This window comes from Salsipaludibacter albus (assembly GCF_019798055.1).
Taxonomy (GTDB): Bacteria; Actinomycetota; Nitriliruptoria; order Nitriliruptorales; family Nitriliruptoraceae; genus Salsipaludibacter; species Salsipaludibacter albus.
Map to the genome: position 1 here is coordinate 265,281 of NZ_JAHOPH010000001.1, position 14,573 is coordinate 279,853.

General features: G+C 72.5%; 16 protein-coding genes and 3 tRNA genes. 7 read left to right on the forward strand and 12 right to left on the reverse strand.

Features of this window, described 5'->3' with window-relative positions:
- Positions 1-77 precede the first annotated feature (77 nt).
- A complete protein-coding gene (gene bcp / locus KR546_RS01240; RefSeq protein WP_238442872.1) occupies positions 78-545 on the forward strand; it encodes a thioredoxin-dependent thiol peroxidase in 468 nt (155 codons plus the stop codon).
- A 21-nt stretch (positions 546-566) separates the two neighbouring features.
- Here the strand turns inward: bcp and KR546_RS01245 are convergent, their stop codons facing one another.
- From KR546_RS01245 to KR546_RS01280, 8 genes are all read right to left on the reverse strand, one after another.
- Entirely contained in the window at positions 567-1,229 is a 663-nt protein-coding gene (locus KR546_RS01245; protein ID WP_238442873.1) for a hypothetical protein, read from the reverse strand.
- A 14-nt stretch (positions 1,230-1,243) separates the two neighbouring features.
- Positions 1,244-2,137, reverse strand: a complete 894-nt coding sequence (gene ygfZ, locus KR546_RS01250) for a CAF17-like 4Fe-4S cluster assembly/insertion protein YgfZ (RefSeq protein WP_238442874.1) — start codon at positions 2,135-2,137, stop codon at positions 1,244-1,246.
- Between the two features lie 142 nt (positions 2,138-2,279).
- On the reverse strand, positions 2,280-2,675 hold the full coding sequence (locus KR546_RS01255) for a thioredoxin family protein (protein ID WP_238442875.1): 396 nt from the start codon (positions 2,673-2,675) through the stop codon (positions 2,280-2,282).
- Positions 2,672-3,151, reverse strand: a complete 480-nt coding sequence (locus tag KR546_RS01260) for a DUF4395 family protein (RefSeq protein WP_238442876.1) — start codon at positions 3,149-3,151, stop codon at positions 2,672-2,674. The genes KR546_RS01255 and KR546_RS01260 overlap by 4 nt, the downstream gene beginning before the upstream one ends.
- 259 nt (positions 3,152-3,410) lie before the next feature.
- Positions 3,411-4,394: a helix-turn-helix domain-containing protein gene (locus KR546_RS01265; RefSeq protein ID WP_238442877.1), complete on the reverse strand. Its 984-nt coding sequence runs from the start codon at positions 4,392-4,394 to the stop codon at positions 3,411-3,413.
- A gap of 173 nt (positions 4,395-4,567) precedes the next feature.
- Positions 4,568-4,936 (reverse strand): hypothetical protein, encoded by a 369-nt coding sequence (locus KR546_RS01270; RefSeq protein ID WP_238442878.1) that lies wholly within the window; start codon positions 4,934-4,936, stop codon positions 4,568-4,570.
- A 30-nt stretch (positions 4,937-4,966) separates the two neighbouring features.
- A complete protein-coding gene (locus KR546_RS01275; RefSeq protein WP_238442879.1) occupies positions 4,967-5,221 on the reverse strand; it encodes a MoaD/ThiS family protein in 255 nt (84 codons plus the stop codon).
- Entirely contained in the window at positions 5,221-6,228 is a 1,008-nt protein-coding gene (locus KR546_RS01280; protein ID WP_238442880.1) for an alpha/beta hydrolase, read from the reverse strand. Before KR546_RS01280 ends, KR546_RS01275 begins: the two co-directional genes overlap by 1 nt.
- Positions 6,229-6,259: 31 nt before the next feature.
- On the opposite strand from KR546_RS01280, the gene KR546_RS19520 reads away from it, so the two are divergent.
- The gene (locus KR546_RS19520) at positions 6,260-6,946 is read left to right on the forward strand and encodes a winged helix-turn-helix transcriptional regulator (protein ID WP_238442881.1); all 687 of its coding nucleotides are present in this window, start codon (positions 6,260-6,262) and stop codon (positions 6,944-6,946) included.
- 25 nt (positions 6,947-6,971) lie between these two features.
- On the opposite strand, the gene KR546_RS01290 is transcribed toward KR546_RS19520, so the two are convergent.
- Positions 6,972-7,832: a GNAT family N-acetyltransferase gene (locus KR546_RS01290; protein WP_238442882.1), complete on the reverse strand. Its 861-nt coding sequence runs from the start codon at positions 7,830-7,832 to the stop codon at positions 6,972-6,974.
- 160 nt (positions 7,833-7,992) lie between these two features.
- On the opposite strand from KR546_RS01290, the gene KR546_RS01295 reads away from it, so the two are divergent.
- From KR546_RS01295 to KR546_RS01310, 4 genes are all read left to right on the forward strand, one after another.
- Positions 7,993-8,065: transfer RNA gene (locus tag KR546_RS01295), tRNA-Lys, on the forward strand.
- A gap of 51 nt (positions 8,066-8,116) precedes the next feature.
- Positions 8,117-8,191: transfer RNA gene (locus KR546_RS01300), tRNA-Asp, on the forward strand.
- Positions 8,192-8,234: 43 nt separating this feature from the next.
- Positions 8,235-8,307 (forward strand) — tRNA-Phe (locus KR546_RS01305).
- A 113-nt stretch (positions 8,308-8,420) separates the two neighbouring features.
- Positions 8,421-9,617 carry a GNAT family N-acetyltransferase gene (locus KR546_RS01310; RefSeq protein WP_238442883.1) on the forward strand — a complete coding sequence of 399 codons (1,197 nt, stop codon included), beginning with the start codon at positions 8,421-8,423 and terminating at the stop codon, positions 9,615-9,617.
- Here KR546_RS01310 and KR546_RS01315 read toward each other — a convergent pair.
- On the reverse strand, positions 9,608-10,297 hold the full coding sequence (locus KR546_RS01315; protein WP_238442884.1) for a thymidine kinase: 690 nt from the start codon (positions 10,295-10,297) through the stop codon (positions 9,608-9,610). The two genes, KR546_RS01310 and KR546_RS01315, sit on opposite strands and share 10 nt — an antisense overlap.
- Positions 10,298-10,522: 225 nt before the next feature.
- Here KR546_RS01315 and KR546_RS01320 point away from each other — a divergent pair, with 225 nt between their 5' ends.
- Complete coding sequence (locus KR546_RS01320) at positions 10,523-10,936, forward strand: hypothetical protein (RefSeq protein ID WP_238442885.1); 414 nt, start codon at positions 10,523-10,525, stop codon at positions 10,934-10,936.
- A gap of 31 nt (positions 10,937-10,967) precedes the next feature.
- On the opposite strand, the gene KR546_RS01325 is transcribed toward KR546_RS01320, so the two are convergent.
- The gene (locus KR546_RS01325) at positions 10,968-11,636 is read right to left on the reverse strand and encodes a cytochrome b (protein ID WP_338019062.1); all 669 of its coding nucleotides are present in this window, start codon (positions 11,634-11,636) and stop codon (positions 10,968-10,970) included.
- Positions 11,537-14,305, reverse strand: a complete 2,769-nt coding sequence (aceE, locus tag KR546_RS01330) for a pyruvate dehydrogenase (acetyl-transferring), homodimeric type (protein WP_420804230.1) — start codon at positions 14,303-14,305, stop codon at positions 11,537-11,539. Before aceE ends, KR546_RS01325 begins: the two co-directional genes overlap by 100 nt.
- Positions 14,306-14,573: the final 268 nt, after the last annotated feature.

Genomic DNA, 14,573 nt, shown 5'->3' on the forward strand with positions numbered 1-14,573 from the left:
GCACCATGCCGGACCCACAGCCAACCACACCGACGGGACCGACGAGGCGTCGGCCCACCGACCAACGAGGCAACGCGATGAACCTGACCGCCGGCGACACCGCCCCCGACTTCACCCTGCCGGACCAGGACGGCACCGACGTGACCCTGTCCGAACTGCGTGGCAGCCCGGTCGTCGTCTACTTCTATCCCAAGGACGACACGCCCGGCTGCACGACCCAGGCCTGCGGCATCCGGGACGCGTGGGGCGACCTGCAGGAGGCCGGCGCGGTCGTGCTGGGCGTGTCGCCGGACGACGTCGCGTCGCACCGGGCCTTCGCGGAGAAGTACGACCTGCCCCATCGGCTGCTGGCCGACGTCGACAAGGAGGTCATGACGGACTGGGGCGCCTGGGGCGAGAAGGTGCTGTACGGCAAGACGACCATCGGCGTGAAGCGCTCCACCGTGCTGGTCGACGCCGACGGCGTGGTGGCCAAGGTCTGGAAGCGCGCCACCCCCAAGACCCACGCCGACGCCCTCCTCAAGGCCCTCGCCGCCCTGCCCTGAGCTCGCCGGCGGCCGGGTCGCCTAGGGCCAGCCGGCCAGCAGCGCGGCGACCACGGCGGCGGCGATCACCACGACCAGGGCAAGCACCCACCACCATCGGGACCGGCGCTGGTCCGACGCGTCCTCCAGGTCCGCCACGGTCCGTGCCACTGCCTCGTCCTCGGCGACCTCGTCGACCCGCACGGCGACGGGCAGGGCGTCACCGGGCTGTTCGGTCCCACCGTCGACCGTGTCGTCCGCGGGCTCCGCACGGCCGACCGGTGACGTGTCCTCCACCGGGGGGCCGGCCTCACCGTCGACGTCCGCGGTCGCCGCGGCCTCGTCCACGCGGGGGTGGACGACCTCGATGATGCGGGCGTCCGCGGCCACGCGGGGCGCCGGCGGGTCACCCAGCGGACCCCCGAGCATCGCCACGACGTCCTCGACGTCCACGGCCAGCGCAGGCGCGACGGCCTCCGGCGGCACGCCCAGCTCGGCCAGGACGTCCACGGCGACCTCGAGCGTCATGGGCTGGTGCTGGTCCACGGCCGCGACCAGCCCGGCGAGGTCGTCGGGCTGGGCCTCGTCGACCGCCGCCCGCACCCGGTCCACGTCGGACGGCCGACACACGACCGCGACCAATCGGTCCGCGAGGTCGTCCAGGTCGGCCGCGCCGGCCCCGTCCAGCGGGGTCGGACGCACCACGTCGGCCGGTCCCGTCACGGTCGCCGCCCCGGCCGGTCCGTGCCGTCGTCACGATCGCGACGCCGTGTCTGGGCCGGCGTCCAACCGACGGGGTCGCGGTCCTGGCCCACGAACGACGCGACCGCCAGGTCGTCGGCCAGCACGTCGCCCACGCGGGTGTCGGCCTTCACGAAGGCCAGTGCGACCCCACCGGCCGAACCGGTGACCTCGTCCCCCCCGTCGTCCGCCGCACTGCCGGCGACGACCGCCAGGCGACGACGAGGACGACCCAGCATCCACATGTGGGCGATCGGCTCCTGGCCCGGATAGCAGCCCTTGGACAGGTGCACGTGGGTCGGGAGGAGCCCGTACTCCTCGGGGAGGCGTCCGGCCACCACCTCGTGTCCCCAGCGTGGCTCGCCACGTCGGATGCGCAGTTCGTCGAGGTCCACGGTCCGGACCGGACGGTCGCCCGCGACGACGGTGGGATCGTCCGTGCCCACCAGTTCGACGCCGAAGGCGTGGTGGACGACCAGGACCTCCCCCGCGGGGCTCTCGACCGCGTGCCAGGTGTCGGCCGGGCCCGCGACCGGGTCGAGCAGGTCCGGCTCGCTCGACGACGCCAGCGCGGTCACGGGCAGGTCCTCGCGTCGCGTGAACGTGACGTCGGCGAGGAAGGTGCGACGCGCGAGTTCGTCGGTGACGTGGTCGGCCGCCTCCGGTGGCGCGAGCAGCACCACCCGGTCCTCGTCGACCAGGGCCCAGGCCGCGACCAGGGGTGCCCCCTTGGCCGACAGCACCAGGGCACCCAGCACCGTCCCGGGGTCCACGCCGGTGAAGCGCTGGGTGGTGACGGCATCGAGGTGACTGGTCCGATCGGCACCCGTCACGTCGATGACGACCAGGTCACTCGGCGCGGCCTCGAGCATGGTCGGGGACCTTTTCGTGGGAGGTTCCGGGGTGGGTTCCCCGGGGCGCGTGGCCGTCTCGTGCCCGTCGTGTCACGACGGGCGGCGGCAGGGCGCGCGGGATGGCACGACCACCGATCCGGGGCACCCCCAGCGTACGTGGTCAGGCCACCGGGACCGCGGTCGCGCCGACGGCTGCGGCCAGGGACTCGCGGTCGATCGTGCCCGCCGCGCGACCCACGAACGAGCCGTCGCGGGCACGCAGCAGCACGGTCGGTGCACGCATCACCCCGTGGCGACGCACGAACGCGACGTCCTTGGAGGCATCGACCTCCTCCCAGCCGAACCCGTCGACGTGGCGTGCCAGGTCGTCGAGCAGGATCCGGACCTGCGGGCAGGTCCGACATGTCGGCGTCGAGACCAGCACCGCCGAGGTCACGACGGGTGGTGCGGCCGTGGTGGTGTCGACGCGGACCCGGCCGTCCCGCGACTGCCACCACCGCGCCACCAGGACGACGAGCAGGACCAGCCAACCCACCATCACGGCGCGGGCGATCATCGTGTGCCCCGCAGTCGCAGGGCCGCCACGTACACCTCGCAGCCGACGCACAGTCCGGTGACGGCCAGGACGGCCGCCAGGGCCAGCACGACCGTCGCCAGGCCCCAGCCGACCCCGGTGGCACCGGCGAGCACGGCAGCCAGCCCCGCGCCGGCGACGACCAGCCCGCAGGCCTGGGCGAACCGGGCCGGCCGGGCGTCCTCGGTGGCCGTGGGAGGACCGAGTGCGAACCGGCCGCGCACGACGCGGAACAGCACCGCCCACGGTGATCGCGCCACGCCTCGTGTCACCGCCAGGGCGAACACCGCGACCTGGAGGGCGAGCAGGACGATCCCCACCGGCCCCTGCACGACCAGGGCGACGGCCAGCACCACGGTGGTCACCGCCGCGGAGAACCGCTGACCACGGACGTCGAGGCGGCCCTCGCCGGGGCGCTCGGCGGGTGGTGCGGTGGTGGGGACGGTCGATGCGTGCACGGTGTTCCCGGTCGGTCGAGGTCGGCCGTGGTGGCCGTGTGGCGGTCGGTCCCGGGGGGGACGACCGAGTCAACGGCACCGGGGACCGCGATGCTCCTCCCACCGTGCAAACCGTGTCAACGCGTGCCCGTCGAGTCTTGCTGCCACGGATGCGACGTGGTCCGGGCACGTTGGAGTTGCTCGCTGCGCTCGCAACGTCCACGCTGCGTGGGTGGAGTTCGCGGGGTTCGCGAACTCCAACCTGGCCGCAGGCCAGGCGTCAGCGGCGGTCGGGGTCGAGGAGGCCGGTGGACTTGCGCAGCAGGAGGCGGATCGCGATCCGGCCCTTGACGTCGCGGACGCGGGTCACGTCGACGACCTCGTGGCCGGTCCGGTCGGCCCAGCGGGCGAACGCAGCCGGCGCGCCCTTCAGGTCGGTCAGGACCTCCACGTGGTCGCCCGTGCGCACCTCCCCCATCGACTGCATGGTCAGGGCGATGCCCGCCTGGTAGGTCCGTCCCCGGGCATCCAGGCGTGCCACGGGCGAGGGCCTGGCGCTGCCCGACGCGTCCGCACGGACGGTGATGCGCCCGCGGTCGGACGTGACCGTCGACGCGCCACCGGCCGCCGCGACCGCTCCTCGGACGAAGCCCCGGGCCAGTGCGTCACCGACCTGGCCGTCGACCTCGCCGATCAGGCGCAGCCCGACGTCCAGGCCCTCCACCACCGCACCGTCGGCGTCGCTGGACACCATCCGTGCCTCGGGGAAGGCCGAGCGCAGTCCCTCGACCGCCACGACGGCGGCGGCCTCCAGGTCCCGGGCCTCGGCGCGGCCACCGTTGGCGTCGACCAGGCGACGACCCTCCGCCTCGGCCAGCAGCTCGAGCTTCTCGGTGTGCTCGACCAGTCCGGCGATCAGCTGGACGACGACGTGGACCCCCAGCTGGCTGCCCGGGGGGACGCGCACGTCCCCACCCCCCGAGCGCGCCTGTTCCCGGGCGATGTAGACCTTCGCCGGACGACCACCCTTGGGGTTGCGACGGCTGCCCACCACCACCAGGCCGACGTCGGCGAGCTGGTCGAGGTGACCCCGGGCGACGTTGGGATGCAGCCCGAACATCTCCGCCACGTCCTTGGCCGACACGCCGTCGCCGTCGGTGCGCAGTCGCCGGTAGATCCCGGCCCTCGTCGGCGCCGCCAGCACCTCGGCGACCGGGTCGTCGGCGGTCTCGAGGCGCTCGAGCGCATGGTCCCCGGTCACCACGACGTCACCGGCGCGATCGAGCGGTGCACGGTGGACATGTGGATCCCGTGGGCAGCCGAAGGTTCGTCAGCAGGGCGGTCGGCCAACGGCGCGACGTCCGCAGGGTCATGGCCACGCGCACCGGGCAGCGACCATGATGGTGCAAACAGTGCAAACCGGCAAGCTGCCGGGGATCACATCAGTGGGCGGAACCAGGGGATGCCGGCCAGCACCAGGACGAGCGCCACGAGCGTGAAGAGTCCGAGCACCCGTGGAGGCCCCTCGCCGCGGCCGGCACGCGCGGTGCCGACCTGGAACACGCCCAGGGCGGCGATCATCGCGACCGGGTGCCACATCGCGAGGAAGGGTCCCTGCTCCCAGCCCTGGTCGGCGACGTAGAGCACGAGGCCCAGCACCACCTGCAGAGCGAAGATCCCGCCGACGACCCGGACCCAGGTCGGGACCCCGCTCCGGTCCCCGGTGAAGGCCCAGGCGATCACGGCGACCAGGCCGGCCAGGACCAGCCAGCGCAGTCCGGAGTGGGCAGCGAGCACGACGTCCATCACGAGCCTCGAGTCGGGGAGCGGTCGACGCTACCGGGGCCCGGCACCGCCCGCGAAGGGAGGGACGACCACCACCTCGTCCGCGGTCGACAGGTCGACCGAGTCGTCGTCCGGGGCCACGACGACCTCGTCCACCCACACGCTGGCCGTCGTCAGCCGGGCGGCCATCAGCTCACCGTGGTCGGCCGCGAGCCGCGCCAGCAGTTCGGGGACCGTGGTGACGTCGAGGTCGAGCTCGCGTGCCCCCGCAGCGTCGGCGATCGCGGCGAACAGCCGCACGCGCATCAGGCGACCTCCGTGCGCGGAGGCCACGTGGCTGGCGGGGCGACCGCGTCCCCGGGCGGCGCGGAGGACGGACCGCCCGCCGCCTCCACGAACCCGCCCGCCTCGGCGGCCGACGTGATCGCGTCGGCGAGCCGGTGGCAGAATTCCGGCGTGAGCCCGTCCTCGGCGTGGCCGAAGACCGGCTCGACCCACAGCACGGCCCGGTCGCCACGGGCCAGCGCCTCGCCGTGCCCGACCGGGAAGTAGCTGTCGTCACGACCGTGCACCACCAGGGTGGGCAGGTCGGCCGGGAGCACGTCGGCGGGATGTCGTGGCTCCGACCAGGTCGCCGGCGGCGCGACGTCGACGTGCAGGGCACGCCGCATCACCAGCCGGGACCAGGGCGAGTGCCAGTGCCGGTGGAGCTGGCGCAGGGGCTCGGTGGCCGGTTCCTCGTCGAACCACCCCGGTCCGGAGACCAGCACCAGCGCGTCCACGTCGACGCCGGTGGCAGCGGCGTGGACGGCGGCGGTCGAGCCCATGGACACGCCGAGCGCGGTCACGTGCCGGTGCCCGTCGGCGCGCAGCGCGGCGACCGCCGCGGCGACGTCGTGGCGCTCGGCGTCGCCCAGGGTCGACGAGCCAGCGGACCGACCGTGCCCACGCAGGTCGACCGACAGCACCGCCAGGTCGCGCGACAACTCGTCGGCCAGCCGGGCGTACGCCGGCTTGGCGGCACTCGCCGCGAACCCGTGCAGCAGCACGACGGCCGGGACCGTCGCCGGATCCCGCCAGCGGGCGGGCCCGGGCAGGGACACGGCCGACAGCCACACCCCGTCGGCGGCGTGCAGGCGACGTCGGCGATGCGGCGCATGGTGGCGGCCAAGCGTGCCCCGTGCCTCGAGGAACCGGCGCAGCGGCCCGCGCACGGGCGCGGCGAGTGCCTCGGGGGCGCCGGCCGCGTCGGCGGCGGGATCCGCCACCCGGGGTGCGGGGCGATCCGCAGGCGTGGAAAGGTGTCCAGTCATCAGTGCCTATGCTGCCAGAATGCATCTGTTCGTGCTCACCGACCGAGCCTCCGGGGCCAAGGGGTTGCTCCCCTCGCTGGAGTTCCTCGCGCACACCCTGGACGAGGTCCCGCTGGACCCCGGTCGCGTGACCGGTCTCCAGCACGTCGACGTGGTCGTCGTGGACGCGACGGGCGACCTGCGCGAGGCCATGTCGGTGTGCCGCCGGGTCACCACCCACGAGTTGCGCTGTCCCCTCCTGCTGGTCGCCGGCGAGGCCAGCCTCGCCGCGCTCAAGGTCACGTGGGGCTTCGACGACTGGATGCTTCCCGGGGTCAGCCCGGGCGAACTCGAGACCCGCCTGCGGCTGGTCGCGGACCGCGCGGCGCGGGACGCGTCCGAGCCCACGGCCGAGGTCGGTGACCTCGTCGTCGACGAGGACAGCTACCAGGTCCGTCTGCGTGGGCGCCCGCTCGACCTCACCTACAAGGAGTTCGAGCTCATCAAGGCCATGGCCGGCCACCCCAACCGCGTGTTCACCCGCGAACTGCTGTTGCAGGAGGTGTGGGGCTACGACTACTACGGCGGCTCACGCACCGTCGACGTCCACGTCCGACGCCTGCGGGCCAAGTTCGGACCCGAGCACGAGCAGCTGATCCAGACGGTCCGCGGCGTGGGCTACAAACTGGTCCACCCCCGCCCCCGGGCCGACGCCCCAGGCGACGACCGCGACGACTGACCGGCATCGGCTGACGGCGTCCGAACTACGTCAGGGCGACGTCGTCCCACAGGGTCTCGAACCCGACCGAGTCGTACAGCTTGAGCGCTCGGTGGTTGCTGCGGTCGACCCACAGGATGATCTCGTCCAGGCCGATGTCGGCCAGGTGGGCCATGCCGGCGGTCAGCAGTGCCCGACCCAGCCCCTTGCCCTGGGCCCACGGTGCGATCGCGAGGTTGTAGGTCTCGCCGCGGTGGGTGGTGCGTTGCTTGGTCCAGTGGATCCCGGCGATCCGACCGTCGGGCGTGGACGCGACCAGCAGGTCACGGTCGCGGTACCACGGGTAGGCCCGTCGTCGCTCGAGCTCGTCACGCGTCCACCCGCCGTCGTCGGTCCCGTCGTAGGCGTCCAGCAGCACGGCGAGCACGCCGTCGAGGTCTTCGTTGGTGACCGCGCGGATCCGCAGGTCGTCCGGCGGGTCGGCCACGTCCACGGTCGCCAGGCCGCGACCGACGACCCCCAGGCGACGCCGGATCGTGAACCCGGCAGCCTCGGCCGCGGCCAGCTCGTCCTCGGTCGAGAACCGCAGCCAGGTGATCAGCTCGCGGTCGCCGGCCTGCTCACGTTGCCACGCCAGCAGCACCGGCAGTACGTCGGCGCCGTCCAGCGACACCACGTCGCCACCGACCGCGTCGTCACGCTCGACGACCGCGGCGTAGCCCACCACCGAGCCCTCCTGCTCGGCGACGGCTGCGGTCCACCCCTTTCGGGACCGGCGCCCGGACAGCCGGGCGAGCTCGGCCTCGTCCACGACGTCGCCACCACGCTTCTCGCCCGCACGGGACAGCAGGTTGGACACGCGCGCCGTGTCGACGTCGGCGAGTGGGACCAGCGTGGGCTCGGGCATGGCGCTCCCTGTGGCGGACCGGCGAGTGCCCCGGCAGGCTACTGCCCCGCGCCGCTGTCCCGACGGCGACCTGGACCACCACCACGTCGCCCGGCCCCGGGTTGGCCTCGTCCAGCCACAGTCGGTAGACTGCGCGTTCGTTCGTGCGCTGGTCCAGAAGGGGCCGCTAGCTCAACTGGCAGAGCATCGGACTTTTAATCCGCTGGTTGCAGGTTCGAGTCCTGCGCGGCCCACGACCGGCGTGACACGACGACGACAGCAGGGCAAGACGCAAGACCGTGCACGGACCTGTGGAGCAGTTTGGAGTGCTCGCCACCCTGTCAAGGTGGAGGTCGCGGGTTCAAATCCCGTCAGGTCCGCGTTCCGCGTGCCCCCGACCCTTCCGGGGCGGGGGCACGTCCCGGTCAGGTAGCTCAGTTGGTAGAGCACACGACTGAAAATCGTGGTGTCGGCGGTTCGACCCCGCCCCTGACCACAGCCGGACCCCCGATGCCACCAGGCGTCGGGGGTCTCGTCGTTGCCGGACGTGCGCGCTCGACGAGGCGACCGCGGCCCTAGCATCGCGCTGGTCGTCCGGGAGGTGACGAGGTGGACGTTCGACTGCTGCGACCCGACGAGGCGCACGCCGCGTTGCAACTGCGCGTGGCCGCCTTCACCTCCGCCATGCACGTCGACCCGGACGACGTGGCCGACGACTACGTGCCCGACGACCATCGCCTGGTCGCGGTCGAGGGTGACCGCGTGGTCGGGCATGCAGCCGCGTGGCCCTTCGGGCAGTCCTTCGGTGGCCGGGTCGTGCCGATGGGTGGCGTCGGTGGCGTGGCCGTCGCGCCCGACCGACGTGGCCGCGGCATCGGGTCGGCCCTGCTCGCGTCCCTGCTGGAGCTGATGGCAGACCGTGGCCTGGTCGTGTCCAGCCTGTACCCGTCCACCTCGGCGCCCTACCGGAGCTGGGGCTGGGAGGTCGCGGGCGAGCACGTCCGTCGCCGGGTCCGCACCCGCGACCTGCTCGACCTCCCCGCGGCCGGTGACGACGTCGTCCTGGACGCGTTCGAGCCGGACGACCTCGACGAGGTGGTCGCCCTGCACGACGGGATCACCGCCACCGAGCCGGGTGGGCTGGTGGGTGGCCGCCGGTGGCACGCCCGGGCACTGCTCCCGGATCCCGACGAGCCCGAGATGCCGATCGTCGCACGCCGCGGCGACGCGATCGTCGGCCTGTCCCTGGCGACCAAGACCTCGGCCGAGCCGGGCGACGGGCACAGCGCCTACGGACTGCGCGTGCTGCGCCTGGTCGCGATCGACCACCAGGTCGAGCGCGCGCTGTGGCGCAACCTCGGCCACCACTACTCGGTCGCCGAGACCACGACGTTCAACTCGCGCCCGGCCGAGCCACTCCTGTTCCAGCTCCCACTCGGACTGCACCTGCCCCCGCCGACGAGCCAGCACTGGATGACCCGGCTGGTCGACGTCCCGGCAGCCCTGGCCGCGCGGGGGTGGCCGCCGCTGTCCGCGCGGGTCGAGCTGGCGATCACCGACCGCCGCGTGCCGGCCAACGACGGGGCCGTCGTGCTGGAGGCCGACGACGGCGAGGTGGCGGTCACCCCGGGAGGGTCCGGGTCCGTGGCGCTGGACATCGGTGCGCTGTCGACGATCTACACCGGCTTCGCGAGCCCCTCGGCGATGGCACGGACCGGTCGCCTGACCGGCGCCGACGCGGACGAACTGGCCCTCCTCGACCACCTGTTCGCGGTCCCGGCGCCGTTCCTGCGCGACTACTTCTGACGCGACGACGTCGGGGCTGGTCGCGCACGCTCGGCCGGGACCGGCGACGCGGTCGCGGTCGCCCCACCCACGTCCTCGGGGGTGTCGGCCGTGCGGCGGGTGATGCCCTCGCGGTGGTGGTGGCGGCACAGGACCTCGTACGCCACGGCCGAGTCGTCGACGTCACCGACCACGACCTGCGCACCGTCACGGACGATCCGTCCACGCAGCGTCCGGGCGTTGTGGGTCCCACGTTCGCCGCACCAGCACCGCGCCGCCAACTGCAGCTCCTCGCGCTGGTCGGCCAGCTCCAGGAGCCGTTGCGACCCCGGGAACAGGCGGGTCTGGAAGTCGCTGAGCAGCCCGAAGCAGCGCACCTGGAGGTCACGCTCGTCGGCCAGCCGGGCGAGCTGGTCGACCTGGGACGGTGACAGGAACTGGGCCTCGTCGACGATCAGCTCGTCGACCGGTCCCCCGGCCTCGATGCAGCCCACGACGTGGTGGTGCAGGTCGAGGTCGTCGCCCACGGTCGTCGCGGGCTGGGACAACCCGATCCGCGACGAGATCACCGCCCCCGCGCGGTCCAGCTTCGAGAACAGGAGCACGGACTGGCCCGCCGCGCGCGCGTTGTGGGCCATCTGCAGCGCGAGCGTGGACTTCCCACAGTTCATCGTCCCGAAGTAGAAGGTCACGGCACCCATGTCGACTCCGAGGTCACGGTCCTGGCGGCTCCGCACGGATCGACGAGCACGTGCCGGCGGGGCCGAACGACACGGCTGGAACTCCCCTGTTGGTACCAGACGCAGGGTGCCTCGGACAACGGCCCGGCGCAGGCCGCACGCCCGGGCGCGACCGCGCGGTTCGCGACCCGCGCCGACGGCCTATCGTCGACGCCGTGCGGGGGCACGTGACGGTCGGGAGTGACGGTGACACCGCAGGACGCCCTGCTCGCCGCCTGCATGCTGCACCTGGGGTTCCAGGTGGTCGTGACCCTGCTGGTCTACCCCGGCCTCGTCGCCGTGACGCCGGACCGCTGGCCCGAGGTGCACGCGGCCCACACCCGTCGGATCGGCCCGATCGTCGTGGTCGTCTACGGCGCGCTGGTGGTGTCGGCCGTCCTGGTCGTGGCGTCGGACCCCACGGCTGCCCAGGTCGTCGCCGTCGTGTCCTCCGCCACCGCGATCACGATCACGGCGACCGTGGCCGGTCCCGCCCACGGACGTCTCTCGCCGGACCGCCCCGACCCGGTCCTGCGACGGCTGGTCGTCTCGGACCGTGTCCGGCTGGGCGTGGCCGTCGTGGGTGCCGTGGCCGCCACGCTCGCGACGATGGCGACGTGACCCCGGCCCGACACGCGCGTCGTACCGCCTGCTACAGCATCCGCGACACCAGGCCGTCGCGCCGGACGAACTGGTGGTGGAGCGCCATGCCGACGTGGACCGCGAGGGTCGCGAGGAACACCAGCTGGGTCGCGACGTGTGCCGCCAGCCACGTGTCGTCGTCCAGCAGCTCCAGCGGTCCGACGAACTCGCGCCCGGCGCCCAGCGCCCAGTCCTCACCCGACAGCAGGAACAGCCCCAGCCCCGTGACGGGCACCAGGAACAGGCAGGTGTAGAGGACCACCTCGACGACGTGGGACACCCGTCGCTCACGCGACGACAGGCCCTCGGCCCACGGTGGCAGTGACGTCGCGAGTCGCCATCCCAGCCGCAGCACGGCCAGCACCAGGATCGTGATCCCGATGCCGACGTGCACGACGACCAGGGCGTCCTCCTCGCCCCCGAAGCGCGCGTCGGCGAGGGGCTCGAGCAGGTCGTCGGCCCGGGTCAGCGCCCAGCCCAGCGCGAACTGCGCCACGACCAGCACCACCGTGGTCCAGTGCAGCACGCGGGTGACCAGCCCATAGCCGTGCTCGTCACTGCGCCACCGGACCACTCCGGTCAGAACGTGACGTCGCCGGTCCGGCGGTTGCCGATGAACGGCCAGTGCCGCAGCTCGTCCAGCCCGTACTTGGTGATGGCGTCGGACACCGTCGACCACTCGACGTCCCCCTCCGCCGCGAGCTCCGCCAGCACCGTCACGGCGATGGACTCGGCGTCGATGCGGTGGAAGCGTCGGAGCATCTCGCGCGTGTCCGAGCGACCGAAGCCGTCGGTGCCGAGCACGGCGAACCGGCCCGGGATCCAGTCGGCGATCTGCACCGGCGTCGCCTTCAGCCAGTCCGAGACGGCGATGTAGGGACCCTCGGTCCCCTCCAGGACAGTGGTCAGCTCGGGCACGAGCTGTTCCTCGTCGGGGTTCATCCGGTTCCAGGCCTCGCACTCGGTCCCGTCGCGCAGCAGGCGGTTCCAGCCGGGCGCGGACCACACGTCGGCCCGCACGTCGAAGTCCTCGGCCAGCAGTTCCTGGGCCCGCAGGGCCTCGTACATGATCGTGCCCGACGAGAAGATGTGGGCCTCGTGCTGGCCGGACTCGCCCTCGCGGTACCGGTAGATGCCCCGGACCACGTCGTCGGGGTCGAGGTCGTCGGGCATCGGCGGCTGGAGCCGCGGCTCGTTGTAGACGGTCAGGTAGAAGATGACGTCCTCGCCACCCTCGACGTGGTCGTCGGAGAACATCCGCTCGATGCCGTTCTGGACCAGCACCGCGAGCTCGTAGGCGAACGACGGGTCGTAGGCCTCGACCGCCGGGTTGGACTGGGCCAGCAACAGCGAGTGGCGGTCCTGGTGCTGGAGGCCCTCGCCGTTGAGGGTGGTGCCTCCGGCCGTGGCCCCGATCAGGAAGCCCCGGGCGCGCTGGTCGGCGGCCGACCAGATCTGGTCGCCGGTCCGCTGGAAGCCGAACATCGAGTAGAACATGTACAGCGGGATCATCGGCTCGCCGTGGGTGGCGTAGCTGGACCCCACCGCGTGGAACGACGCCATCGCGCCGGCCTCGGTGATCCCCTCGTGCAGGATCTGGCCCTTGGGCGACTGCTGGTAGGACAGCAGCAGGTTGGAGTCGACCGACTCGTAGCGCTGCTCGGTCGGGCTGTACAGCTTCAGCGTCGGGAACATCGAGTCCATGCCGAAGGTGCGGGCCTCGTCCGGGATGATCGGGACGATGCGCTTGCCGATGCCGTTCTTGTCGCTCCCCTTGTGGCGGAACAGGTCCTTGAACAGCCGCACCAGAGCCATCGTCGTCGCGACCTCCTGGTTGCCCGAGCCCTTCTTGAGCTCGCCGTAGAGGTCGGGCTCGGGCAGCTCGGGCATGGTGAAGGTCGGGCGACGCTCGGGCAGGTAGCCACCCAGCTTCTCGCGTCGCTCCTGCAGGTAGACCTGCTCGTCGGCATCGTCGTCGAAGGTGATGTAGGGCGGCAGGTCGGCCTCGATCTCCTCGTCGGAGATGTCGAGGTAGAGCCGGTCACGGAACGTCTTGAGGGCTTCCTCGTTGAGCTTCTTCATCTGGTGGACGGCGTTGCGGGCCTCGAAGTCCGGCCCGAGCGTCCAGCCCTTGATGGTCTGGGCGAGGATGACCGTCGGCGCACCGTGGAACTCGGTCGCGGCCTTGAACGCGGCGTAGACCTTGCGGTAGTCGTGGCCACCGCGTGGCAGCTTCTCGATCTGTTCGTCGGACAGGTGCTCGACCATCTTGAGTAGGCGCGGGTCGGCCCCGAAGAAGTCCTCGCGGATGAAGTCGCCGGGCTTGACCGTGTAGGTCTGGAACTGGCCGTCGGGGACCTCGTTCATACGGTTGATGAGCAGCCCGTCGACGTCCTTGGCCAGCAGTTCGTCCCACTCGCTGCCCCAGACGACCTTCAGGACGTTCCAACCCGCACCGCGGAACACGCCCTCCAGCTCCTGCATGATCTTGCCGTTGCCACGGACCGGGCCGTCGAGCTGCTGGAGGTTGCAGTTGATGACGAAGGTCAGGTTGTCCAGGCCCTCCCGGGTCGCGACGCTCAGCGCACCGAGCGTCTCGGGCTCGGCGGTCTCGCCGTCGCCCAGGAACGCCCACACGTGCTGGTCGGAGGTGTCCCGGATGCCGCGGTTGTGCAGGTAGCGGTTGAACCGGGCCTGGTAGATCGCGTTGATCGCGGCGAAGCCCATCGAGACCGTCGGGAACTCCCAGAACTCGGGCATGAGCCGGGGGTGGGGATAGCTGGCCAGCCCACCCGGTCGGACCTCGCGACGGAACGCGTCGAGCTGCTCGGTGGTCAGCCGTCCCTCCAGGAACGCGCGGGCGTAGACCCCCGGGGACGCGTGGCCCTGGATGTAGACCTGGTCGCCGCCACCGGGGTGGTCCTTGCCCCGGAAGAAGTGGTTGAAGCCGACCTCGTAGAGCGACGCCGCCGAGGCGTAGGAGCCGATGTGGCCCCCGACGCCGTGGACGATGTTGGCGCGGTGCACCATGACGGCCGCGTTCCAGCGGATGTAGGCGCGGATGCGTCGTTCGAGGTGCTCGTCACCGGGGAAGGTCGGCTCGCGCTCCGGCGGGATCGTGTTGATGTAGTCGGTGGTGGTGAGGCTGGGCACGCCGATGTTGCGCTGGCGGGCGCGCTCCAGCAGGCGCAGCAGGAGGTAGCGGGATCGGGCCTTGCCCCGCTCGTCGGTGACGACGTCGAAGGACTCGAGCCACTCGACCGTCTCCTGCTCGTCGATGTCGGGGTACTGGGCCGGGATCCCGTCGGTGATGATGGGGTCGTCGGCGAAGACCTGCTGCTCACGCATCTCGGACATGGGGGCGCTCCTCGTCACCTGCCACCCTATTCCGCTCCGCCGCCGCCCGCGCCCGGCGGACGGTCGGTCGACCTGGGCCGTCGGCCCGGCTCAGCCGGCCTCCCCGGCGGCCTGGCGACGCCGGTACGTCCGGGCGTCGTGACGTCCGCCACACGCGTCCATCGAGCACCACCGGCCACCCCGTCTGCGACGAGTCACGCGCGTTGAACGCTCGGGTGGCATCGACAGTCGCACGGACGCAGGGCGTGGTGTCGACCCC